The sequence below is a fragment of the Pseudodesulfovibrio mercurii genome (assembly GCF_000189295.2).
In the GTDB taxonomy this organism is placed as follows: domain Bacteria; phylum Desulfobacterota; class Desulfovibrionia; order Desulfovibrionales; family Desulfovibrionaceae; genus Pseudodesulfovibrio; species Pseudodesulfovibrio mercurii.
Window position 1 is genome coordinate 775,241 of sequence record NC_016803.1, and the last position, 21,376, is coordinate 796,616.

General features: G+C 65.0%; 18 protein-coding genes and 4 tRNA genes. 5 read left to right on the top strand and 17 right to left on the bottom strand.

Annotated elements, in window-relative coordinates; translation table 11 throughout:
• Nucleotides 1-60 precede the first annotated feature (60 nt).
• The 6 genes from leuB to DND132_RS03710 form a co-directional block, all read right to left on the bottom strand.
• Nucleotides 61-1,128, bottom strand: a complete 1,068-nt coding sequence (leuB, locus tag DND132_RS03685) for a 3-isopropylmalate dehydrogenase (protein WP_014321365.1) — start codon at nucleotides 1,126-1,128, stop codon at nucleotides 61-63.
• Between the two features lie 298 nt (nucleotides 1,129-1,426).
• Complete coding sequence (locus DND132_RS03690) at nucleotides 1,427-1,918, bottom strand: 3-isopropylmalate dehydratase small subunit (RefSeq protein WP_014321366.1); 492 nt, start codon at nucleotides 1,916-1,918, stop codon at nucleotides 1,427-1,429.
• A 12-nt stretch (nucleotides 1,919-1,930) separates the two neighbouring features.
• Entirely contained in the window at nucleotides 1,931-3,190 is a 1,260-nt protein-coding gene (gene leuC, locus DND132_RS03695; RefSeq protein WP_014321367.1) for a 3-isopropylmalate dehydratase large subunit, read from the bottom strand.
• Nucleotides 3,191-3,194: 4 nt separating this feature from the next.
• Nucleotides 3,195-4,727, bottom strand: a complete 1,533-nt coding sequence (locus DND132_RS03700; RefSeq protein ID WP_014321368.1) for a 2-isopropylmalate synthase — start codon at nucleotides 4,725-4,727, stop codon at nucleotides 3,195-3,197.
• A gap of 139 nt (nucleotides 4,728-4,866) precedes the next feature.
• Nucleotides 4,867-5,634 (bottom strand): CDP-diacylglycerol--serine O-phosphatidyltransferase, encoded by a 768-nt coding sequence (pssA, locus tag DND132_RS03705; RefSeq protein ID WP_014321369.1) that lies wholly within the window; start codon nucleotides 5,632-5,634, stop codon nucleotides 4,867-4,869.
• A gap of 27 nt (nucleotides 5,635-5,661) precedes the next feature.
• Nucleotides 5,662-6,309 (bottom strand): phosphatidylserine decarboxylase family protein, encoded by a 648-nt coding sequence (locus tag DND132_RS03710; protein ID WP_014321370.1) that lies wholly within the window; start codon nucleotides 6,307-6,309, stop codon nucleotides 5,662-5,664.
• A gap of 107 nt (nucleotides 6,310-6,416) precedes the next feature.
• On the opposite strand from DND132_RS03710, the gene DND132_RS03715 reads away from it, so the two are divergent.
• Together DND132_RS03715 and DND132_RS03720 are read left to right on the top strand one after the other, a co-directional pair.
• Nucleotides 6,417-7,418: a metal-dependent hydrolase gene (locus DND132_RS03715; protein WP_014321371.1), complete on the top strand. Its 1,002-nt coding sequence runs from the start codon at nucleotides 6,417-6,419 to the stop codon at nucleotides 7,416-7,418.
• Entirely contained in the window at nucleotides 7,415-8,281 is an 867-nt protein-coding gene (locus tag DND132_RS03720) for a DMT family transporter (protein ID WP_014321372.1), read from the top strand. The genes DND132_RS03715 and DND132_RS03720 overlap by 4 nt, the downstream gene beginning before the upstream one ends.
• 343 nt (nucleotides 8,282-8,624) lie before the next feature.
• On the opposite strand, the gene DND132_RS03725 is transcribed toward DND132_RS03720, so the two are convergent.
• The 5 genes from DND132_RS03725 to DND132_RS03745 form a co-directional block, all read right to left on the bottom strand.
• The gene (locus DND132_RS03725; protein ID WP_014321373.1) at nucleotides 8,625-9,644 is read right to left on the bottom strand and encodes a hypothetical protein; all 1,020 of its coding nucleotides are present in this window, start codon (nucleotides 9,642-9,644) and stop codon (nucleotides 8,625-8,627) included.
• A gap of 191 nt (nucleotides 9,645-9,835) precedes the next feature.
• Nucleotides 9,836-9,910, bottom strand: a tRNA-Gly gene (locus tag DND132_RS03730).
• A 62-nt stretch (nucleotides 9,911-9,972) separates the two neighbouring features.
• A tRNA-Gly gene (locus tag DND132_RS03735) sits at nucleotides 9,973-10,047 on the bottom strand.
• Between the two features lie 4 nt (nucleotides 10,048-10,051).
• Nucleotides 10,052-10,126 (bottom strand) — tRNA-Cys (locus DND132_RS03740).
• A 7-nt stretch (nucleotides 10,127-10,133) separates the two neighbouring features.
• A tRNA-Gly gene (locus tag DND132_RS03745) sits at nucleotides 10,134-10,208 on the bottom strand.
• Between the two features lie 223 nt (nucleotides 10,209-10,431).
• Between DND132_RS03745 and dksA the strand changes: the two genes are divergently transcribed.
• Together dksA and DND132_RS03755 are read left to right on the top strand one after the other, a co-directional pair.
• The gene (gene dksA / locus DND132_RS03750) at nucleotides 10,432-10,794 is read left to right on the top strand and encodes an RNA polymerase-binding protein DksA (protein ID WP_014321374.1); all 363 of its coding nucleotides are present in this window, start codon (nucleotides 10,432-10,434) and stop codon (nucleotides 10,792-10,794) included.
• A gap of 26 nt (nucleotides 10,795-10,820) precedes the next feature.
• On the top strand, nucleotides 10,821-12,338 hold the full coding sequence (locus DND132_RS03755; protein ID WP_014321375.1) for an NFACT RNA binding domain-containing protein: 1,518 nt from the start codon (nucleotides 10,821-10,823) through the stop codon (nucleotides 12,336-12,338).
• Between the two features lie 372 nt (nucleotides 12,339-12,710).
• On the opposite strand, the gene DND132_RS03760 is transcribed toward DND132_RS03755, so the two are convergent.
• The 5 genes from DND132_RS03760 to DND132_RS03780 form a co-directional block, all read right to left on the bottom strand.
• A complete protein-coding gene (locus tag DND132_RS03760; RefSeq protein WP_014321376.1) occupies nucleotides 12,711-13,676 on the bottom strand; it encodes a VgrG-related protein in 966 nt (321 codons plus the stop codon).
• A 108-nt stretch (nucleotides 13,677-13,784) separates the two neighbouring features.
• Nucleotides 13,785-14,879 carry an A/G-specific adenine glycosylase gene (gene mutY / locus DND132_RS03765; RefSeq protein WP_014321377.1) on the bottom strand — a complete coding sequence of 365 codons (1,095 nt, stop codon included), beginning with the start codon at nucleotides 14,877-14,879 and terminating at the stop codon, nucleotides 13,785-13,787.
• Between the two features lie 12 nt (nucleotides 14,880-14,891).
• Nucleotides 14,892-15,638 carry a 2,3-diphosphoglycerate-dependent phosphoglycerate mutase gene (gene gpmA / locus DND132_RS03770; protein WP_014321378.1) on the bottom strand — a complete coding sequence of 249 codons (747 nt, stop codon included), beginning with the start codon at nucleotides 15,636-15,638 and terminating at the stop codon, nucleotides 14,892-14,894.
• 82 nt (nucleotides 15,639-15,720) lie between these two features.
• Nucleotides 15,721-18,381 (bottom strand): tetratricopeptide repeat protein, encoded by a 2,661-nt coding sequence (locus DND132_RS03775; protein ID WP_014321379.1) that lies wholly within the window; start codon nucleotides 18,379-18,381, stop codon nucleotides 15,721-15,723.
• A gap of 76 nt (nucleotides 18,382-18,457) precedes the next feature.
• A complete protein-coding gene (locus DND132_RS03780; protein WP_014321380.1) occupies nucleotides 18,458-19,318 on the bottom strand; it encodes a glycosyltransferase family 2 protein in 861 nt (286 codons plus the stop codon).
• A 72-nt stretch (nucleotides 19,319-19,390) separates the two neighbouring features.
• Here DND132_RS03780 and DND132_RS03785 point away from each other — a divergent pair, with 72 nt between their 5' ends.
• Nucleotides 19,391-20,500, top strand: coding sequence for a glycosyltransferase family 4 protein (locus DND132_RS03785; RefSeq protein ID WP_014321381.1), 1,110 nt, complete (start codon nucleotides 19,391-19,393; stop codon nucleotides 20,498-20,500).
• Nucleotides 20,501-20,506: 6 nt separating this feature from the next.
• On the opposite strand, the gene DND132_RS03790 is transcribed toward DND132_RS03785, so the two are convergent.
• The gene (locus tag DND132_RS03790; protein ID WP_238528319.1) at nucleotides 20,507-21,349 is read right to left on the bottom strand and encodes a lytic murein transglycosylase; all 843 of its coding nucleotides are present in this window, start codon (nucleotides 21,347-21,349) and stop codon (nucleotides 20,507-20,509) included.
• Between the last annotated feature and the right edge of the window lie 27 nt (nucleotides 21,350-21,376).

The window sequence follows — 21,376 nt, forward strand, 5'->3', positions numbered from 1 at the left end:
GCCAAATAAAAGGGCCGCATCGCAAACGACGCGGCCCTTCGACTCTTCTCTTGATCCGGACTACATGTTCGCCAGCACGGCCTCGGCCATGGCGGTGCAGCCCACGCGCTTGCCGCCCTCCTGCATGATATCGCCGGTGCGGTAGCCCTGCTCCAGGGTCTTTTCCACGGCCCGCTCCACGCAGTCGGCCTCCTCGGCCATGTCGAAGGCGTGGCGCAGCATCATGGACACGGACAGGATGGTGGCCAGGGGGTTGGCCAGGTCCTTGCCCGCGATGTCCGGGGCCGAACCGTGGATGGGCTCGAACAGGCCGGGATTGCCCGCGCCGAGCGATGCCGACGGCAGCATGCCGATGGAACCGGTGATGGCCGCGGCCTCGTCCGACAGGATGTCGCCGAACAGGTTGCCGGTGACCAGCACGTCGAACTGGGACGGGTCGCGCACCAGTTGCATGGCCGCGTTGTCCACGTACAGGTGCGACAGCTCGATGTCCGGGTAGTTCTTGTGCTCGTCGATGACGATTTCGCGCCAGACGCGGGACACGTCCAGGACGTTGGCCTTGTCCACGGAGCAGACCCTGCCGGAACGCTTGCGCGCTGCCTCGAAGGCCACCTTGGCGATGCGCCGGATCTCGTGCTCGTAGTAGGTCATGGTGTTGTAGCCGAACCGCTCGCCATCCTTCTCGCCGTCAAAGCGTGGCTCGCCGAAATAGATGCCGCCAGTCAACTCGCGCACGACCATGACGTCCAGGCCGCGGGCCACGATGTCCGGGCGCAGGTAGCAGGCGGCGGACAGCTGCTTGAACAGCTTGGCCGGACGCACGTTGGCGAACAGCCCGAGCTCCTTGCGGATGCCGAGCAAGCCCTTCTCCGGACGGATGGCCGGGTCGATGACGTCCCACTTGGGACCGCCCACCGCGCCGAGCAGCACCGCGTCCGAATCCTTGCATTTGGCCACGGTCCCGGCGGGCAGCGGCACGCCCTCGGCGTCGATGGCGCAACCGCCGATCAACGCCTCGGTGGTCTCGAAGGCGCGGCCGAACTTGTCGCCGACCTTGTCCAGAACCCGCAGCGCCTGGGCCACGATCTCCGGGCCGATGCCGTCGCCGGGCATTACACATATCTTCATCGCTCACTCCTGTTGTGCTGGAAGATGCCTCCGGCGGCCCTACCGGGGGTCGCCTTCGGCGGGACCAGAGAACCTTTTGAAAAAGGTTCTCTGGACTCTCCAAAACTTTTTGTCGCGCCTTCGGCGGGGCCGTGGGGGCGCATGCTCAATGCCACTAACAAATTTATCGTCCCCCTACCCCGCGAAGCGGAACCAAAAAGTTTGGGAAAGGATGGGGGATGGGGGTCCGGGGGAAGGGGAAGGGACAACCCTTTTCAAAGGGTTTCCCTTCCCCTTCCCCCGGCCGCCGGAGGCCTTCTTAGGCCAGTTTCTTCTTGGCGTACTCGACCAGTCCGCCCGCATTCAGGATTTCCTGCATAAACGGGGGGACCGGGGCGGCCTGGACGGTGGCTCCGGTGGTCAGGTTCCTGATGACGCCGCTTGCCGTGTCCACTTCGATCTGGTCGGTGTCGCTGAACTTGTCGATGTCGTCGCCGATCTCGAGCAGGACCAGGCCCATGTTGAAGCCGTTGCGGTAGAAGATGCGCGCGAAGCTGTGGGCCAGGACCACGGGGATGCCCGCGCCCAGGATGGAGATGGGCGCGTGTTCGCGGGACGAGCCGCAGCCGAAGTTCACGCCGCCGACCATGACGTCGTTCTCCTTGACCCGCTTGACCCATCCGGCCTCCAGGCCCTCCATGCAGTTGGCGCCCAGTTCCTTGGCGTCGGTGGTCACCAGGAAGCGGGCCGGGATGATGGCGTCCGTATCGATATGGTCGCCCACTTTGTGAGCGGTTCCGGTTACTTTCATTGTTGCACCCTCCTACAGCTTGGCCGGGTTGATGATCTCGCCGGCCACGGCGGAGGCGGCGGCCACGGCGGGGTTGGACAGGAAGACCTCGGACTCCAGGGAGCCCATGCGGCCCTTGAAGTTCCGGTTGGTGGTGGCGATGGCGCGCTCGCCGCCCGCCAGGATGCCCATGTGGCCGCCCAGGCAGGGGCCGCAGGTGGGCGGGCCCACGATGCAGCCCGCTTCCATGAAGATCTCCATCAGCCCTTCCCGCATGCACGCCTTCCAGATGGACGGGGTGGCGGGCAGGATGATGCAGCGCACCTTGGGATCGACCTTGCGGCCCTTGAGCACGCCGGCCGCCAGGCGCATGTCCTCGATGCGGCCGTTGGTGCAGGAGCCGATGACGGCCTGATGGATCTTGAGCCCGGCGGTCTCGTCCACGGGCTTGACGTTCTCGGGCAGATGCGGACAGGCCACCTGGGGGGCCATGCCGGTGACGTCGATGTCGAGCACGCGCTCGTACACGGCGTCCGCGTCGGCGGCCATGATCTCGCCGCCCTTGAACCCGGCCTTGGCGGCGTAGTCCAGGGTCTTCCGGTCCGCCGGGAACAGGCCGACCTTGCCGCCCGCCTCGATGGCCATGTTGGCGATGGTCATGCGCCCTTCCATGGTCATGGCGTCCACGACCTCGCCGCCGTATTCGAGCGCCTTGTAGAGCGCGCCGGACACGCCGAGGATGCCGATCTGATTGAGGACGAAATCCTTGGGGCCGACGAACTCGCCGGGGGTGCCGGTCAGGTTCACGCGGATGGTCGGCGGGACCTTGAACCAGGTCTCGCCCAGCGCCATGGCCGCGCCGATGTCGGTGGAGCCCATGCCCGTGGCGAAGGCGCCCAGGCCGCCGTAGGTGCAGGTGTGGGAATCCGCGCCCACGACCACGTTGCCGGGGCCGACGATGCCCTTCTCGGGCAACAGGGCGTGCTCCACGCCGACCTCGCCGCACTCGTAGTAATGGGTCACGCCCATTTCCTCGGCGAAGTCGCGGACCACCTTGACCTGTTCGGCGGAGTCGATGTCCTTGTTCGGAGTGAAATGGTCGCAGACCAGGGCCACCTTGTCCTTGTCGAACACCTTTTTCGCGCCCATGGCCTTGAAGGCCTTGGCGGCCAGCGGCGCGGTGACGTCGTTGGCGAGGACCATGTCCACCCGGCACTGGACGATCTGCCCGGGGCCGGTGACGGTCTGGTCCGTATGATTCTGCAGAATTTTTTCAGCTAAGGTCTGACCCATCTGACTATTTCTCCTCTTTCGCTTTTTCCAAGCGGTTCAATGCGTTGACCATGGCCAAGGCGCTGGCCTTGACCACATCGCCGTCGTTGGCGCGGCCCACGGCCTTGACGCCGTCGTGCTCGATGCGCACGGCGACGCCGGCCAGGGCGTCGGACCCTTCGGTCACGGCGTTGACCGTATAACTTTCGAGTTTCGGGGATACGCCCACCAATGAGTAGATGGACTGGAACACGGCGTCAATGGAACCCTCGCCGAAATTGCTGGTTTTGCGCACCTCGGCATCGCCCTCGGCCCCGAACTCCATGACCGTGGCAGCGTGGGGCGGCACGTCGCCCGTGCCGGAGAACACGGACATGTCCACCAGCCGGAAGCGGTCCTTGCGGCGGTACACGGACTCCAGGATGAGCGCCTCCACGTCCTCGTCGAAGACCTGCTCCTTCTTGTCGGCCAGGTCCTTGACCGCCTTGAAGAGCACGTTGACCTGGGCCTCGTCCAGTTTGTAGCCCAGTTCCTCGGCCTTTTTGCGCACGGCGTGGGAGCCGGAGTGCTTGCCGATGACGATCTCGTTGGTGGTCAGGCCGATGGAGGCCGGGGTCATGATCTCGTAGGTCAGCCGGTTCTTGAGCACGCCGTCCTGGTGCACGCCGGACTCGTGGGCAAAGGCGTTGGCTCCGACGATGGCCTTGTTGGGCGGGATGGGCATGCCGATGATCTGGGACAGACGGCGGCAGGACGGGTACAACTGCTCGGTGTTGATGCCGGTCTCCACGCCGTACATCTCCTTGCGGGTGTTCAGGGCCATGACCAGGTCCTCCAGGGCCGCGTTGCCCGCGCGCTCGCCGATGCCGAGCACGGTGCACTCCACCTGGCGCGCGCCCGCCCTGACCGCGGCCAGGGAGTTGGCCACGGCCGAGCCCAGATCGTTGTGGCAATGGACCGAAATCATGGCCTTGTCCATGTTGCGGACGTTGTCCACGACGTACTTGATCATGTCATAGTATTCAAAGGGCTGGGCGTAGCCCACGGTGTCCGGGAGGTTGACCACGCAGGCCCCGGCGTCGATGGCCGTCTCGGTCACCTTGACCAGGAAGTCCCAGTCCGAGCGCGAGGCGTCCTCGGCCGAGAACTCCACGTTGTCCGTGTACTGGCGGGCATGGGCCACGGCCTTCTTGATCATCTCGATGACCTCGTCGGCGGTCTTGCCCAGCTTGTGCTTCATGTGGATTTCGCTGGTGGCCAGGAAGACGTGGATGCGCGGGTGCCGGGCGTCCTTGATGGCCTCCCAGCAGCGGTCGATGTCCTTGACCACGGCGCGGCACAGTCCGGCGATCTGCGGTTTCTCGACGGCCGAGGCAATGGCCTGGACCGCCTCGAAGTCGCCCTGGCTGGCGATGGGGAAGCCCGCCTCGATGATGTCCACGCCCAGGGTTTCGAGCTGACGGGCCATGCGGATCTTCTCGTCCAGGTTCATGGTCGCGCCGGGAGACTGTTCGCCGTCACGCAAGGTGGTATCGAATACGTACACTCTTTCTGCCATGGTATCCTCCGGGATATTTCCCCCTGCGGGGGTATGTTCTAAATGTTTGCCAATGGGTATGCAACCGCCAAACGCAAAACCCGCACGGGCAGCGTGGCGATCAGGGTCAGTACGACGTACCAATATGGGATGAGGAGAGCTAGCCTAGCTCTTTCTTGGAGCTGTCCCGTAGTAGTCGCTTGTTGGTACGGGATAGTAGGAAAAGGGTGTAGAGCGGGCCGGACACGAGGTAGCCCAGGAAGAAGACGAAGCCGAGCACCTTCGGGCGCGACGCGATGAGCGAGAAAAGCAGGATCGCGGTCACCATCCAGCTGAAGGGATGAGCCTTGAAGGCGCTGATTTCCTTGAAGGAGTAGAAACGGATGGTGCTGACCATGAAGAAGGACAGCACGTAGACCAGGACCAATGTGCCCACCGAAACCACGGAGTGCATGTACTCCTGCGGCACGTATTCGGTGAAGAGGACCAGGGTGGCCAGGGTACAGGCCGCCGCCGGGATGGGCAGCCCCACGAAATGCTTCTTGGAGGAGGTCGCCGCCTGGACGTTGAACCGCGCCAGGCGCAGGGCCCCGCAGGCCATGAACAGGAAGGCGGCCATCAGGCCGAGGCGGCCGAAGTCGTTCAGGACCCAGAGGTAAGCCATGACCGCCGGGACCACGCCGAAGGCGACCAGGTCGGCCAGGGAGTCGAGCTGGACGCCGAATTCGCTCTGGGTGTTGGTGATACGCGCCACCTTGCCGTCCAGCCCGTCGAACACGCAGCTGGCCAGGATGCACAGGGCGCAGGAGGCGATATCCCCCTGGATGGCCCAGGTCAGTCCCAGAAAGCCGACGAACAGGCTGGCCGTGGTCAGCAGGTTCGGCAAGAGATAGACACTCTTATGGCGCGGCAATTTCTTTTCTACCATGGCGATCGGTTGCGTTCAGTCTCCGGGTCAGGCGGCGCGTTTTTCCGCGACCACCGTTTCGCCCGCGACGGTCTTCTGACCGACGCTGACAGTTGGTACATAGCCATCCGGAATGTAAAGGTCAACTCTTGATCCGAACTTAATAAGACCATACCGCTCGCCGCGCTTGAGCTTGTCGCCCGGCTCGGCCCAGCAGACGATGCGCCGGGCGATCAGCCCCGCGATCTGGACCATGGTGAACCGCTGGTTGCCCTTGCCGGTGACCACCAGGATGTTGCGCTCGTTGTCCTCGCTGGCCTTGTCGAAGGAGGCGTTGAAGAACTTGCCCGGAATGTAGCGGATGGTCTCGACCTTGCCGCTGACCGGCATGCGGTTCACGTGCACGTTGAGCATGTTCATGAAGATGGCGATGTACTGGCGGGTTTCCCCGGTGACGGGGTCCACGGCCCGGCCGACCTTGATGACCTTGCCGTCCGCCGGGGCGGACACGGCCTCGGCGTCCTCCGGACCGACCCGCTCGGGGTCGCGGAAGAAGTGCCCGATGAAGGCGGTGGCGGCCAGCCCGAGGACGGCCATGGGCCAGCAGCCGATGATGGCGAAGATCAGAGTGGTGAATGCCGCGATGATGATATAGGGCAGCCCTTCCAGGGCGACGCCGACAGACGGTTTCAACATGGCGCGTCGTGCTCCTTTTATACGAAGTTTCCGCTCCTTACCCTTGGCTCCCTCAAACCGCAAGTTTGTTTTTTACAATATATTCGCCGCAAGGTATACCCCCATCCATGGACCCGGTCACGCACCTCTCCTCGGGCCTCATGGGCGGCCTGGCCGCGCGCAGGTGGTTTCCCGAAGCGAAATTCCTGCTGCCCGCCTGCGTGCTCGCGGCCTGGATTCCCGACGCGGACATCCTCTTCAGCGACGGCCCGGAGTTCAACCTGCTCTACCACCGGGGAGTCAGCACCTCCTTTTTCGGCACCCTGGTCCTGGCGCTGGCCCTGGCCGGGCTGTACAAGCTCGTTTCCCGGCGCACCCCGTTCGTGAAGATCGCCGCCCTGTTCTACGCCCTGACCCTGACCCACGTCTGGCTCGACCTGATCACCACCTACGGCACCCAGCTCCTCGCGCCCTTCTCCAACCACCGCTTCGCCCTGGACGGGGCCTTCATCATCGACCCGGTCTTCACCCTGACCGCGCTCGCCCTGCTGGCCACGGCCGGACTGGGCAAAAAGCATCGCCAGACCATCGCCCTGGTCGGCATGGCCTGGTTCTTCGCCTACCCCCTGGCCAACATGGCCGCCGGGGCAATACTCCAGAACGTCTACGCCCACCGCCTCGACGCCCGAGGCGTGGCCCATGACCACGTCCGCGTCACCCCGGACGCCCTGTCCCCGCGCTTCTGGAAGGTGGTCGTCACCGCCGGTCCGGACTACCTGCTCGACACCATGGACCTGTTCGGCGACCGCGAGCCCACCGCGCCCCTGCGCGTCAGACGGGCGGACAAGACGTTCCTGCGCGCCCTTGGCAAGCAGCAATCCATGTTCGCCACCTATGCCTGGTTCACCTTGTGGCCCTACGTGGAGGAGACCGACACGCCCGAGGGCCGGACCCTGGTCTTCCGCGATCTGCGCTTCGCCTCCACCAACCCGGTCATGACCTGGTACTACGACGGCAAACGGCTGCCCTTCACCCTGGTCGCCCACCTGGATCACACGGGCCGCCTCACGGCCTGGTCCTATGAGGGCGGGATCAGCGCCCTTGCCGACGCCGGGGAGCCGCCGCAGTGACCTGGTTCCTGCTCTCCGTGGGCGCGGCCTTTTTCATGGCCTCCAACTCCGCGTTCATAAAGCGATTCTTCTCGGACCTATCGCCCTGGGAAATGAGCCTGATCCCCTATTTCTACGGCCTGCCGCTTTTCCTCGCGGCGCTCATGTTCATCGACATCCCGCCCATCGGCCCCGATTTCCTCCCCTCCCTGGCCTGGGTGCTGCCCCTGCTCATGATCTCCATCGTCCTCTATTACCGCGCCATCCACGTGTCGCCCCTGTCCCTGACCCTGCCCTTCCTCAGCTTCACCCCGGTCTTCGTCCTCTTCACCGGCGGGCTCATCCTGGACGAAAGCCTCAAGCCCCAGGGCATCCTGGGCATGCTCCTGGTCGTCGCGGGCGGCTACGTGCTCAACCTCGATTCAGCCCGCTACGGCCTGCTCGGCCCGGTCAAGGCGATCTGGAAGGAACCCGGCTCGGCCCTGATGCTCGTCGTGGCCGTGCTCTTCGGCCTGACCTCGGTGGGCGGCAAGGTCATCATCCTCAACTCCTCGCCCATGTTCGCCGCCGTGGTCATCTTCGCCCTGTACGGCGTCCTGCTGACCCTCATCCTCCTGGCCACGGGCAAGGCGTCCCTCAAGAACCTGACCCGTAAACCCCTGCTCGGCGCCGTTGCCGGACTGATCGTCTTCGCCGAAGCCGCCTGCCACAACACCGCCATGACCATGACCGCCGCAGCCTACATGATCACCATCAAACGCACCGCGGGCATCTTCTCCGTGCTCTACGGCTGGCTCCTGTTCAAGGAAACCGGCATCCGCTTCCGCCTCATCGGCACCATCATCATGACCACCGGAGCCGCCGTCATCGCCCTGTGGGGGTAGATGGATGCCTCCGGCAGCCGAGGGAAGGGGAAGAGGGAACCCTTTGAAAAGGGTTCCCTCTTCCCCTTCCCTCGCCCCCCCATCCCCTTCTCCTTCCTAAACTTTTTAGCGCCGCTTCGCGGGGTGGGTTGCGGGAAGGCGTATTTTATTATTGAAGCATGTACGGATGTGGTTGGCACCGCGAAGAAGCACGGAGCGTGCGGACGCACGGCCCCCGCGAAGCGGCGCCAAAAAGTTTTGGAGAGTCCAGAGAACCTTTTTCAAAAGGTTCTCTGGCGGGGTCCGGGGCAGCGCCCCGGCCGCCGGAGGCGCCCGGCCGGCGAGGCCCCGCCGGAGGCCTCTTCTAGGTCAGGTAACGATAGAAGTCGCTGCCGAGTTTGTGGATGGGCAGGACCTTGCCGTCGAGGATGAATCCCTGGGGGATGAATTTGTCGGTCAGGTATTCGGCCGGGGGCTGGAAGCCGTTTTCGCGGGCGAGGATGACCGAGGCGCGGGTGGCGGTGCTGTGGGCGACGAGCCCGTCTGGGAAGAAGGCGGCCCGGTCCAGGCCGTGGCCCACGGCGTGGATGAAGGCCCGGTACTTGTCGAAACAGTTGTCCGCGTCCAGGGACTGCTGGATGCCCGCCATGACCTCGTTGGCCACGAAATCGACGTTCCGGCCGCGCACCAGATGGAAGGCGTGTTCGCGGGCAGGGTCTGCGAGCATGACGGACCCCGCGCCAAGGGCATGGACCAGGTCGTGGGTCCGCTCGCCGGACAGCGGGTCGCACTGGTAACCCAGGGTCTGGATGTCCGAGCAGCCGCCGCGCCGGGCCAGGATTTGCAGGGCCAGGAGCATGATGCCGGTCCCGGCCCCGAGGTCCACGCCCACGAAGGGCCCGCAGGCCGGGGCGGCGTCGGTCCGGGCCAGGACCGCGCGCAGGACGTGGGCCGCGCGCGGGGCGTCGGCCAGGACGCGCAGCACCGGGGACCACATGCGCAGCCGGTTCATGACCTCGATGTCGTCGCCCGGCTCGTTCATGGACTGGTGGCGCGAAAACTGTTCATAGAGCGCGGCCAGTTCGGCGTAAGGCACGGCGTCGCAATGGGCGTCCTCGTGCACGTAGGCAAAAAAGTATTTCACGGCCAGGTTGAGCAGCCGAGTGTCGGACACGGGCTCGTCGGGGTCGCACAGACGCTCCACGTCCGCGACCAGGGGGTCGGGGGTGTAGAAGTCCGGGGCGATGGCCGGGGCCGGGAGGCCGACCATGGCGGTGAAGTTCCGGGCCTGCATGCCCGCCGAGGCCAGGGGCGAGCCCGTCAATCCGCCGGGAATCGCGCCGTGGACGGGGCTCTGGATATGATCGATGGTCGTCTTGCTCATGGTCGTCCGGACGGTCGGGTTTGTACGGGAAATTGTTGCCGTCCAGCCCGTATCTGCACGGACCATACCGGCCATGGGCAAAACGATGCGCAAAAGTCACATTTTATCGATAGCGGAATAAAACCAAGCGTGTAGGGGAAAACGCCGGGCATAAAAAAGGCCGGTCCCGGAGGGATCGGCCTGGGTGTTCGTGGAGCGGGAAACGGGATTTGAACCCGCGACTTCAACCTTGGCAAGGTTGCACTCTACCACTGAGTTATTCCCGCGTGTCTTCGGCGGCGGGCTCCCCTAAAAAAGCCGGTCTCACGCGGAGACCGGCTTGATTAGCTGGAGCGGGAAACGGGATTTGAACCCGCGACTTCAACCTTGGCAAGGTTGCACTCTACCACTGAGTTATTCCCGCCGAGTGGAGGCGACATCCGGATTTGAACCGGAGAATGGAGGTTTTGCAGACCTCTGCCTTACCACTTGGCTATGTCGCCGATTTTTTGGAGCGGGAAACGGGATTTGAACCCGCGACTTCAACCTTGGCAAGGTTGCACTCTACCACTGAGTTATTCCCGCCCTCAAAAGCGAACCACTGTTTACCCGTGGCCCCGTTGGGTGTCAAGCGTATTTTGGATTTTTTTAAAATCCGGGAGAGTATGAACTCCCCGGAATTTTTGGCCTAATGGAAAGACTTTACTTTTTGGGCCTTTTTGGTATACCAACGCGCTTTAATTCAGTAGAAAAGGGGTTACACCCTTAGCTCCTCAACAGACTGCTCACTCCTGGAGGGGGAAGTTATATGGAAGCCAACGATCTGAAGTACTTTAAGGAAACCCTGAACGGCATGCTCGATGACATCCTCAAGAAGAGTGAGGCGACCATCGAAGACATGACCGAATCGGGCGAGGTCTATGCCGATCCGGCGGACCGGGCCACGGCCGAGAGCGACCGGGCCTTCACCCTGCGTCTACGCGATCGCGAACGCAAGCTGATCAAGAAGATTCAGCAGGCCATCAACCGCATCGACGATGGCGAATTCGGCATCTGTCAGGAATGCGGCGACGATATCTCCATTGCCCGGCTCAAGGCGCGGCCCATGACCACGCTGTGCATCAACTGCAAGAGCAAACAGGAAGAAGACGAGGCCGTGCGCGGCGACTAGCCGCCCGACCCTGGACGGAGACGGCCATGGAAGCCAACTTCTTCCGCTTCCTGAGTGCGGAACTCGCGTCCACTCTTGTCGGCCGCCGAATAGACAAGGTATTCGGCCCGGCCCCCGGCGTCTGGGTGCTGGCCATCCAGAACACGGGAGACCCCCTGCACCTGATCTTCAGGCCCGCCAAATCGGCGGGCCATTTATTTCTCTCTGCGACCAAACCGGTCAATCCCCAGACCGCCCCGGCCATGGCCATGTGGTTCCGCAAGCGGCTCAGAAACCGCCGCATCCTGGCCGCGCACCGGGACTGGCCCAACCTGCGCCTGGCCCTCGAACTCTCCCCGCGCACCGACCCGGACGGCAAAACCTTCCTCATCCTGGACTGCCGCACCGGCCTGTCCCTGGCCGACGAGCTGCCGCCGACCTTTGCCGTCGAGCCCGAATGGCCCGCCCTGGAAGACGTCATCGAGGACCAGGACATCTGGCGCGACCATCCGCACATCTCCCCGCCCCTGCGCAAGGTCCTGGCCGCCCTGCCCGAGGACCGGGCCCACGCCCTCTACTTCGCCGTGGCCACGGCCTCGGCCGACCGTTTTCACCTGACCCGGTCCGGCGACTCCTGGGCGCCCCCCACGGCCTGGCCGTCCGGCGGCGACGATGAAATCTTCGAATCGGCCCTGGCCGCCGCCCAAACCTACGGCGAACGCACCCTCTTTCCCCTGCTCGACATGGAGGAGGACAAGGCACAGACCGTCCAGCTCAAGCGGCTGCGCAAGAAGCTCAAGCGCAACCTGGCCAGCCTGGACCAGGAACAGGCGCGCCTGGAACAGTTCGCCGCCGAACAGGTCAAGGCCGAGGCGCTCCAGGCCGAGCTCTACCGCTTCAAGGATGCCGAGGGCCTCGAGTCCGTGGACGTGACCCACCCGGTGCACGGCCCCATGACCGTGTCCCTCAACCCGTTCCTCTCGCCCACCGAGAACATGGAGCGCTATTTCAAGCTGTCGGCCAAGGCACAGCGCGGTTTCCCGCACGTGGAACGCCGCCGCCGCGAACTCCTGGCCCAGCTCGCCCAGGCCGAGGACGGCACCCTCGAACTGCACCCGGCCCAGGCCGCCAAGGGCGACCCCGAGCCAGAAGGCCCCGCCTCCCTGCCCAAGCGGTTCCGGGGACTGGCCGTGCGCCTGTTCAAAACCACGGACGGCTTCACCGTCATCCGCGGCAAGAACAAGCAGGCCAACCACGACATCCTGAGCAAGGCGGCCTCGCCCTTCGACTACTGGTTCCACGTGGAGGACGGCCCCAGCTCGCACGTCATCCTCAAACGCGACCACCCCGGCCAGGACGTGCCCGAATCCACTCTGGTCCAGGCCGCCATCCTCTGCGGCCTGAAAAGCTACCGCAAGGACGACGGCAAGGCCGACGTCATGTACGCCCTGGTCAAGGACGTGCGCAAAGTCAAAGGGTTCAACCCCGGCCAGGTCGCCGTCGACCGCAAACTCGGCACCCTCCGCGTCGAACTCGACCCCGACCTCGAACAAAAATTAGGGTAGGGATGCCTCCCCTTCCCCCGGACCCCCAACCCCTCTCCCTTCCTAAACTTTTTATCGCCGCTTTGCGGGGCGGGTTATGGGGAATCTACTCTATCTTACTAAAATGTACGGATGCGATGTGGACCCGAAACGACGCACGGAGTGTGCGAGCGCACGACTCCCGCGAAGCGGCATAAAAAGTTCTGGAGATTCTTAAGAACCTCTTTCAGCGCCAGCTCTTGGCGAGTCTTCGAGCTTTAGAGATGGCGACAGCAGCGATAGAGGTTCTTAAGCGGGTCCAGGGCAGCGCCCTGGCCGATCGCTGCTGTCCTCATCCGTAGGGCTCGAAGACTCGCCAACGGCTGGAGGCCCGTAGGCATGCTTCTCTTCCCTCTACACCATGCGGTTGACGGACATTTTTTCGAGCATGTTCAGGGCGAGTTGTTTTTCGGAGTCCATGCGGTCGGCCACGCTGCGGCGGACGCGGGCGGTGGAGGAGCCGAACTGGTCCTTGCGGGATTCGTAGACGCCCTTGATGAGCTGGGCGTTGAAGTCGTCTTCGCGGCCCTTGTTCAGGAACCGGTCGATGACCTTGTTGAAGATGTTGGCCGCGCCGGTGGGGCCGTGCTGGACCGAGGTGGACCAGAGGACCTCCTGGAGCGCGGGCGGGGCGCTGTCGAAGTCGAGGCCGGTGCGTTCGAGGATCATGGTCCGGGCCGGATCGTAGGTCCGGCGGGCGATGAAGTCGTGCTGGACGGCGTTGAACCCGGCGGGATCTTCGGCGGCGATGGCCCGCCAGACGTTCGGCATGGCGCCTTGGGTGGAGCCGGTGTCGGTCGGTCCGGCCTCGCGCAGCCGGTCGGCCCAGTCCGGGCGTCGGCCGTCGAGGTAGGTCAAAAATTCGTCCATGGTGCCGGGTTTGGAGGCGATCTGGTAGGTCCCGTAGGAGGTCCCGCCCACGCGATCATAGCCCACGGCGGCCGCGCCGTCCGCGCCGGATTCGAAGCCTGCGGACAGGACGCCGGGCACATGGGCGTTGACGTCGGTCCGGGCGGTCTCGCGGACGGACTGCGCAGGGGCGGCGGAACGGGCGGGCGCGGCCTGGAGCCCGGCCTCGTCGCGCATGATCCGGGAGATGGCGGACAGGGCCTCGAGCACCTGGGTGTCGTTGACCATGGAGACGTCGAAGGATTCGTTGTCCTCGTCCGGGTTGTCGGCCCCGTCGCCGAACAGGGCCTTGGTCATGCGCATCTGGTTCTCGAAGGCGGCCTGCCGGGCCAGTTGTCCGGCGTCGCGCCCCGCTCCCGGGGTGCGCATTGCGTTCAGGGTCTCGTAACCGTCGATCTTGCCGATGGACATGGGCTGCTCCCGCGCTGAAAACGTCAAAAAATTGGCCCCCAACAGGGGTGCGCAGGGAGGAAAGCAAGGGCTGTGCCTATGCGGGCAGCAGTCCGGAATGATGGGGAATCAGGATTTGAACAGATGGGCGTAGCGCATGTCGGCGAGCATGCGGTCCACCAGCTTGCGGTGGCCCGACGGCAGGGCGTAGTTGGCCAGATCGGCCGGGGGCACGAACCCGCCCTTGACCGCCTCGTGGAAGACCGGGTCCACGGGGTCGCCGTCGTAGCGGCACAGGAAGCAGTCCATGGTCACGCGGTAGCGGGTGTAGCTGTAGCGGACCACGGTGATCTTTTCCACCGGCTCCACGGCCAGCTCGACCTCCTCGAGATATTCACGCCGCAGGGCCTGCTCCGGGGTCTCTCCCGGCTCGATGCAGCCGCCGGGGAACTCCCACAGGCCGGGCCAGACGTCGCCGGGTCTGCGCTTCTGGATGAGCACCCGGCCCCGGTGGACCAGGAAGCCGGTGGCCATGTCCACGCGGATGACCTGTTTGGCCTCGGGCAGGACCGGGCGCAGGGGCACCGTGCCCATCTCGTGGGCCCGGCAGAACGCGCGCACCGGGCACGCCTCGCAGCGCGGATTCTTGCGGCAGATGAGGGCTCCGAACTCCATGAGCGCCTGGTTGAAGTCGCCGGGCCGGTCCTCGGGGATGAGTCGCCGGACCGCGTCCTCGACCATGTTCCGCCCCGCCCTGTCGCGGACCGGGAGGTCCATGTCCAGGAGCCGGGCGAAGACGCGCAGGACGTTGGCGTCCACGGCGATCTCGGCCTCCCCGAAGGCGATGGAGGCAACGGCCCCGGCGGTGTAGTCGCCCACGCCGGGGAGGGAGCGGATGTCGGAAAAGTCGGCGGGGAACTCGCCGTTGAAGTGGTCTTCGATCAGCACGGCGGCGCGGTGCAGGTTGCGGGCGCGGGAGTAGTAGCCGAGCCCTTCCCAGAGGTTCAGGACCTCCTCCTCATGGGCGTCGGCCAGGGAGCGGATGTCCGGGAAGCGGTCCATCCAGCGCTTGTAGTACTCGACCACGCGGTCCATCTGGGTCTGCTGGGCCATGATCTCCGAGACCCAGACCCGGTAGGGGCTGGGATCGCGCCGCCAGGGCAGGTCCCTGTGTTCGGCGTCGTACCATTGCAGCAATGCGCGCGTGAATCCGGTCTGGTCCATGACCGGTCTTGTTTACTCCCCCTTGGCCTGGTTGGCAACCGCCTCGGCGGCCCTGGCCGCGGCCTCGGGGTCGCCCAGGTAGTAATGGCGCAGCGGGGTCAGGTCGTCGTTCAGCTCATAGACCAGGGGCAGCCCCGTGGGGATGTTCAGCTGGGTGATGGCCTCGTCGGACATGGTGTCCAGGTACTTTACCAGGCCGCGCAGGGAGTTGCCGTGGGCCACGATGAGGACCCGCCTGCCCGCCCGGACCTCCGGGGCGATGGTCTCGAACCAGTAGGGCATGGTCCGTTCGATGGTCAGCTTGAGGCTCTCGCAGCGCGGCAGTTCCTCCGGGGCGAGGGAGGCGTAGCGCGGGTCGTTGCCGGGAAACCGGGGGTCGGACGGGTCCAGCTCCGGCGGCGGGGTGTCGAAGCTGCGCCGCCAGACGAAAACCTGCTCGTCGCCGTACTTCCGGGCGGTCTCGGCCTTGTTCAGTCCCTGGAGCGCGCCGTAGTGGCGCTCGTTGAGCCGCCAGGTCTTGAAGACCGGCAGCCACATGAGGTCCATTTCGTCCTGGACCAGCCAGAGGGTGCGGATGGCCCGCCGAAGCAGCGAGGTGTGGGCCACGTCGAAGGTCAGCCCGGCCTCCTTGAGGAGCTTCGCGCCGTCCACGGCCTCGCGCACGCCCTGCTCGGTCAGGTCAACGTCGGTCCAGCCGGTGAACCGGTTCTCCAGGTTCCAGGCGCTCTGCCCGTGCCGGATCAATACCAATGTATGCATGATGCCTCCGCTTCCTGTTCGGTTCGTGAAGCCGGAGCATAACCCGAGAACGGGATTCTTGGAAAGGGAGGGAGTGTGAAGATCAGTACCGCTTGGGCGCTGCCTTGCGGATCTCCCTGTCGATCTGGTCGAAGAGCTCGCGCTTGCGCCGGTCGAAGGTCAGGGCGCTCTTCACGGCGGCCACGGACACGCAGAGGATGCTCAGGATGATGACCAGCCCCTTGGATATCTCCCAGCGCTGGCTCGGGTCCTTGATGGCGTCCAGGATCATGTTGCCCTGGACGTTCTGGGTGAAATAAATGAGCGACGGCACGGCCACGAGCAGGAGGCCCAGGCCGATGAGTTCGAGCCAGATGAAGTTGCGCCCGAGCATGAGCACGAACAGGGTGGAGTCGCGGATGATGCGCAGGGTGACCAGCCGCTTTTGCAGGCTGTCGATGTGCTCCTCGATCTCCTCCACGAAGCGCAGGGACTTGCGGAAGTTGTCCGCATCCTGGAGGCGCTGGGTGCGGATCCAGTTGATCTTGTCCACACAGTAGTTGAATTCCTTGTTGAATTCCAGGAGCAGCTTGGGGAACGGGAACCAGGCGGCCTCGCGCTGAATGTCGCGCACCCGGTCCGAAAGGTACTCGATATTAGCGTTGATGCGCTTGACCTCGCGCCGGATCTCGTCATCCAGGGCGAACTGGAACTTTTCCGCGCCCTTGAGCAGCTGGTGGTAGGCTACATAGTTGTTGGTCCGGGAGAAGTTGCGCAGCCGGTCCAGTTCCTCGTTGGCCGTCTCGAAATAGGGATGGGTCTCGTCGAACCGCTTGGAGATGTCGTCGGTCAGCGCCTCCACCTTCTTGCGCGTGGACTCCACCGAGAGTTCGGCCTCGTTCCACTTTTCCCACATGGCGCTCAGGAGCTGCACCCTGCCTCGGTCGAGTTCGGGGTCCACCAGGATGCGGTTGAAGATGTTCGGGTCCCGGGCCACCAGGTCGAACAGGGTGTCCATGGCCTGGCCGGTGAAGCCCATCTTGACCATGCAGACCGCCTGCCGATAGACCGGCTGCAACCAGGTGGGCGACAGGGAATTGACCCGCTTGTAGGTGTTGATGGCGTCCTTGTAGTCGCCCTCCACCTCCATGAGCCGGGCCTGCAGAAAAGCCATGCACCCCTGCTGCAACGGGGTGTAGCTCATGCGCTCGGCCTCCTGCCAGTGGAACATGGCCTGGTTGACGTCGCCCTTCTCCAGGTACCAGTATCCCCACAGGGACTGGGGCTGGTAGCTCCTCGGGTACTTGGCCTGGGCCTCCTTGAGCAGCCCCTCGGCCGCGTCGAGGTCCCCCTTCTCGAGGCTCTCCATGGCGTCCCAGATGTAATCGCCCTCTTGGGGGGCGAGCTGCTTGAAGCCGTCCGCCCACTCCTTGCCCCGGCTGCGCCAGACCAGCTTCAGGGTGCGCAGCTGGACCGGCACGTCGATCTCGAAGACCGCGCGGGCCAGCAGGCTCTCCAGGTCGTTCCTGGACTCCATGACCTTGAGGATGGAAGCCACGAAATCCTCGGTGCTCACGTCCTTGTCCAGGCCGGCAAACCCGTCGGAGAACTGGGCGATGTCAGCCTTGGCCAGCAGCCGCCAGACCTGGGGCTGCGGGGTGGCGATCCGCTTGCTCGGGCACTGGGAAGGCTTGTGGTTCTTGAGCCCGCAGTAGAAGCACTCGCGCCCGCCGTCCACGGCCACCAGGGCGTTGGGCAGGGCCACCTGCATGGTCCCGTAGGCCCCGCCCTTGTCGCCGTCCTTGAGGGACAGGGTGCACCAGGAGTCCAGGGTGACCGGGCCCGCGCTGTAGCGCGCCTCGTTCATGCGGAACCACGGCGAGAGCAGGAACCCGTCCATGAAGCGCACGTGGGGATAGTCCGGAGTGAGCCGGTTCCAGTCCAGCCCCACCTTGCGCGGCAGGTCCGCGGTGAAATGCAGGTCGCCCTGGGGCACGGCGGCCATGACCACGGGCCAGTACTTCTTGTCCGGAGTCTCCTTGTCGTGCCGGATGAGATTCATCATCTCGGTGGTGAAGGACTTGAGCAGCCGGAAGCTGTCCAGGGGCAGGAAGAGCGCCCCCTCCTTGATGTCGGAGATGTACTTGAGGCCGAGACGCTGCAACAGTTCGATGACATCGGTGGAGAAGTCGCGCCAGCCCAGGATGCTCTCCTTGTCCGACATGCGCCCCAGCGGCTTGATGATGAAATACCAGCGCAGGGTGGACTCGTAGTCCAGCCCCTGGTCGGCCACCAGGCGAAGCCACTCCACGTTGGCCAGCCCGTCCGTGCGGCCGGCCGGTTCCGTGGACAGTCCGGGCACGGACTGGACCTGGGCCTTGAGCTTGGGGTGGATGACCACCTCGAACTCCATGGGCGAGGCCACGATCTGGCGGTCCAGCTCCACGGACAGGGACACGGAGTGCTCAAGGTCGTAGCCCGCCAGGAAGGTCAGGGGCACGAGCTGGCAGAAGACCGGCATGGGATTGACCCTGGCCCAGACCTGGAGCCGGGCGATGGCCCGGAAGACCTCGGTGGTGTTGCAATACCACAGGGCCTGCTCCGCCTCCTTGGCCACGCACAGGGCGCCGTATTCCTGGAGGGTGTTGTCCACCGCGCCGTGCAGGTCGCCCTTCCAGACCACCCAGATGCCGAAGCCGGAGGCCACCAGCCGGGACTGGCTGATGGCGGGAAGGGTATCCAGGAGCTTGGCTATGTTCGGCACGGGTTCACCTCACGCCCTGCGGCGGTCGTTCTCAACGGAAAAAGGCGCGGCGCGGGGGAAACCCGCCCGGCATGCGCTAACGCAACGTATTCAAGGGAATTTCTTTCCCCTCGCGGACCATGCAAAACAGGTTCCAAACATGCTGCGCCTCATCGGTTTTGCCTCGTTTTTCGCACCCTTGCATGTAAATCTCGACCTTGCGCCCCAAGGAATCCAGGGCCAGGTCCCGCTGCTTTTCGTCAAGTTTTCGACTTTGCAGGATTTTTACCAGAGCCCGGATGCGGTGCAGATCGGCGCAGGGCACGCACACGGAGAGCTGGTCCGGCCGGCCGCCGTGCTTCAGGGTCAGGGGCTCGCGGACCAGCCCCACCGGGAAATGCAGGCAGGCGCGCAGCCACATGTCGAAGTCCTCGCAGGACGGCATGGCCGTATCGAAGGGGCCCATGACCTCCCAGGCCCGGCGGGTGAACATGGTGCACGACGGGCTGATCAGGCACATCTCCAGCGAGGCCTCGAAGAACCACCCCTCGGGCTTGGCGTAGCGCGCGGGCTGGTTGACCCGCTTGCCGCCCCGGTACCAGATCTCCTCGGTCTGGCAGATCTCGTAGCCGTGCTCGGCCATGTAGGCGAGTTGGGTCTCGAGCTTGCCCGGCAACCACTCGTCGTCGGAGTCCAGCAGGGCCGCCACCTCGCCCTCGCACTCGGCCAGGCCGGTGTTGCGCGCCCCGGACACCCCCTGGTTCTCCTGGCGGCGGTAGTGGATGCGCGGGTCGTCGTAGCGGGCCACCACCGCCTCGGTGCCGTCGGTGGAGCCGTCGTCGATGATCCGGCACTCCCAGCGGCCGTAGGTCTGGGCCAGGACGGATTCGAGCGCCCTGCCGAGGTATTCCGCCCGGTTGTAGGTGGGCAGGATGATGGAGACCAGAGAGTTTTTCATGTACCGGAACCCTTGCCTTCGCCGTCGCGAACTGTCATGTTGTGTATCCAACAGTCCACCCAGGCGCAATCAATGAGAATATTTCAAGTCATCAACGTCCGCTGGTTCAACGCGACCGCGTGGTACGCCATCACCCTGAGCAGACTCCTGGCCGACGCGGGCCACGAGGTCCTGGTCCTGACCCAGGCCGGGACCCAGGCCGAACAGGCGGCCCGGGACGCCGGGCTCGACACCGTGGCCGTGGACCTGAACACCACCAACCCCGTGCGCTTCGCCGCTGCCGCAAGGCATATCATACAACTGTTGCGCGCGCACCGTCCGGATATCGTCAACTGCCACCGGGGGGAAGGCTTTTTCCTGTGGGGGCTGCTCAAGCTCTTCGGCTTCCACTATCGGCTGGTGCGCACGCGCGGCGACCAGCGCCCGCCCCGCTCCGACGCGATCAACCGCTGGCTGCACGCGGGCGTGGCCGACGCCGTGGTGGTCACCAACCGTCGCATGGCCGACTACTTCCTGCACAAGATGCGCACGCCGGGCCACGGGGTGTGGCTCATCCACGGCGGCGTGGACACCGCGAAATTCCGCTTCGACCCGGAGGGGCGCGAGCGCATCCGGAAGGAGTTCGGCTTCGGCCCCGACGACCTGGTGGTCGGCCTGCTCGGCCGTTTCGACCGGGTCAAGGGGCACCAGGAGACCATCCGGGCCGTGGCCGCACTGCGCAAGCAGGGACTCGCCGACATCCGCCTGTTCCTCATCGGCTTCGACACGGCCATGACCACGGATCAGATCGAGGCGCACATCCGCGAGGCCGGAGTCGGGGACATCACCCGCATCAGCGGGCGACGCGACGACGTGGCCGACTGCATCAGCGCCCTGGACATCGGCGTGGTCGCCTCCCTGTGGTCCGAGGCCATCGCCCGCTCGGCCCTGGAGATCATGGCCGAGGACCGGCCGCTGGTGTCAACGAACGTGGGAGTCATGCCCGACCTGGTGGACGCGGCCGTGCTGGTCGAGCCCGGCGACGTGAACGGACTGGCCGGGGCCATCCGAAGCGTGGCCACGGACCAGGACGTGCGCGAGCGGGTCCTGGCCGCCCAGAAGCGGACCATGTCCCAGCTGACCCTGGACGAATTTCTCAAGCGTTCCCTCAACCTCTACCAGAGCCTGCTGGACGGGGACTGATCCCGGTCAGCCGCCGAAGAGTTCGCGGGTCTTGGCGATGCGGTCGGCCACGGCCAGCACGGTCAGGGCGTAACTCTCGGAGTGGTTGTAGCGGTAGATGACCTTGAGCTTCTGCTCTTCTGTCATGGAATCCTTCCAGCCGTGCTCGGCCACGAAGTTGGCCATGGAGTACAGGGCGTCGCGGGTCTCGAAGAGGTCCACGCGCCCGTCCCCGGAACCATCCCGGCCGTAGTGCTCGGCGCTGGTGGGCATGAACTGGCACAGGCCGATGGCCCCGTACACGGAGCTGCGGATGGTCAGCGGGTCCTGGCCCGTGCCCTTGGCGTAGCGGATGAGCGCCTTGAGTTCCTCGTAGGCCCAATCGCCCTTTTCCCGCGTTCGCTTGCGCAGCCAGTCCAGGGTCTCGGGGGAGAGGTCCGTGCGCTCCATGCGGTCGCGGATGAATTCGAAATCCCCGGCCAGTGCCATGGAGGCCAGGATGGCGAACCCGTTGTAATCGCCCACGGTCATGCCCAGGCGCGATTCCAGGAGCATGAGCGCGGTCAGGACCTCGCCCGGCACCCCGTACTTCTCGTGGATCAGGGTCAGGTCGGCCCTGTGCTCGCGGTAGAAGGCGTAGGCCCCGGCGATGAGCAGCGGGTTGAGGTAGCGGTCCATAACCTGGGGCTCGGGCTGAGGCCCCGGCTCCTGGGCGGACAGCCGGGTGTTGAGCAGGACGTTCATCTTGCGGGCCATGATCTCGGGCTGGAACTCGAGGTCCGGGCTGGAAAAGAAATAGGCGACCTTGCGCCGCTCGAAGCCGTCCCCGGACAGGCGGTCCACCAGGGGGTCCCACACGGACCCGGCCACAGCCGGTCTCGCCGCCCAAAACGCCCC

Bases quoted from the DNA above. Each gene is read 5' to 3' on its own strand.
- DND132_RS03710 (WP_014321370.1), bottom strand. From the start codon at position 6,309: ATGTTGAAACCGTCTGTCGGCGTCGCCCTGGAAGGGCTGCCCTATATC.
- dksA (WP_014321374.1), top strand. From the start codon at position 10,432: ATGGAAGCCAACGATCTGAAGTACTTTAAGGAAACCCTGAACGGCATG.
- gpmA (WP_014321378.1), bottom strand. From the start codon at position 15,638: ATGCATACATTGGTATTGATCCGGCACGGGCAGAGCGCCTGGAACCTG.
- DND132_RS03785 (WP_014321381.1), top strand. From the start codon at position 19,391: ATGAGAATATTTCAAGTCATCAACGTCCGCTGGTTCAACGCGACCGCG.
- leuC (WP_014321367.1), bottom strand. From the start codon at position 3,190: ATGGGTCAGACCTTAGCTGAAAAAATTCTGCAGAATCATACGGACCAG.
- DND132_RS03690 (WP_014321366.1), bottom strand. From the start codon at position 1,918: ATGAAAGTAACCGGAACCGCTCACAAAGTGGGCGACCATATCGATACG.
- DND132_RS03755 (WP_014321375.1), top strand. From the start codon at position 10,821: ATGGAAGCCAACTTCTTCCGCTTCCTGAGTGCGGAACTCGCGTCCACT.
- DND132_RS03700 (WP_014321368.1), bottom strand. From the start codon at position 4,727: ATGGCAGAAAGAGTGTACGTATTCGATACCACCTTGCGTGACGGCGAA.
- DND132_RS03725 (WP_014321373.1), bottom strand. From the start codon at position 9,644: ATGAGCAAGACGACCATCGATCATATCCAGAGCCCCGTCCACGGCGCG.
- leuB (WP_014321365.1), bottom strand. From the start codon at position 1,128: ATGAAGATATGTGTAATGCCCGGCGACGGCATCGGCCCGGAGATCGTG.
- DND132_RS03780 (WP_014321380.1), bottom strand. From the start codon at position 19,318: ATGAAAAACTCTCTGGTCTCCATCATCCTGCCCACCTACAACCGGGCG.
- mutY (WP_014321377.1), bottom strand. From the start codon at position 14,879: ATGGACCAGACCGGATTCACGCGCGCATTGCTGCAATGGTACGACGCC.
- pssA (WP_014321369.1), bottom strand. From the start codon at position 5,634: ATGGTAGAAAAGAAATTGCCGCGCCATAAGAGTGTCTATCTCTTGCCG.
- DND132_RS03760 (WP_014321376.1), bottom strand. From the start codon at position 13,676: ATGTCCATCGGCAAGATCGACGGTTACGAGACCCTGAACGCAATGCGC.
- DND132_RS03715 (WP_014321371.1), top strand. From the start codon at position 6,417: ATGGACCCGGTCACGCACCTCTCCTCGGGCCTCATGGGCGGCCTGGCC.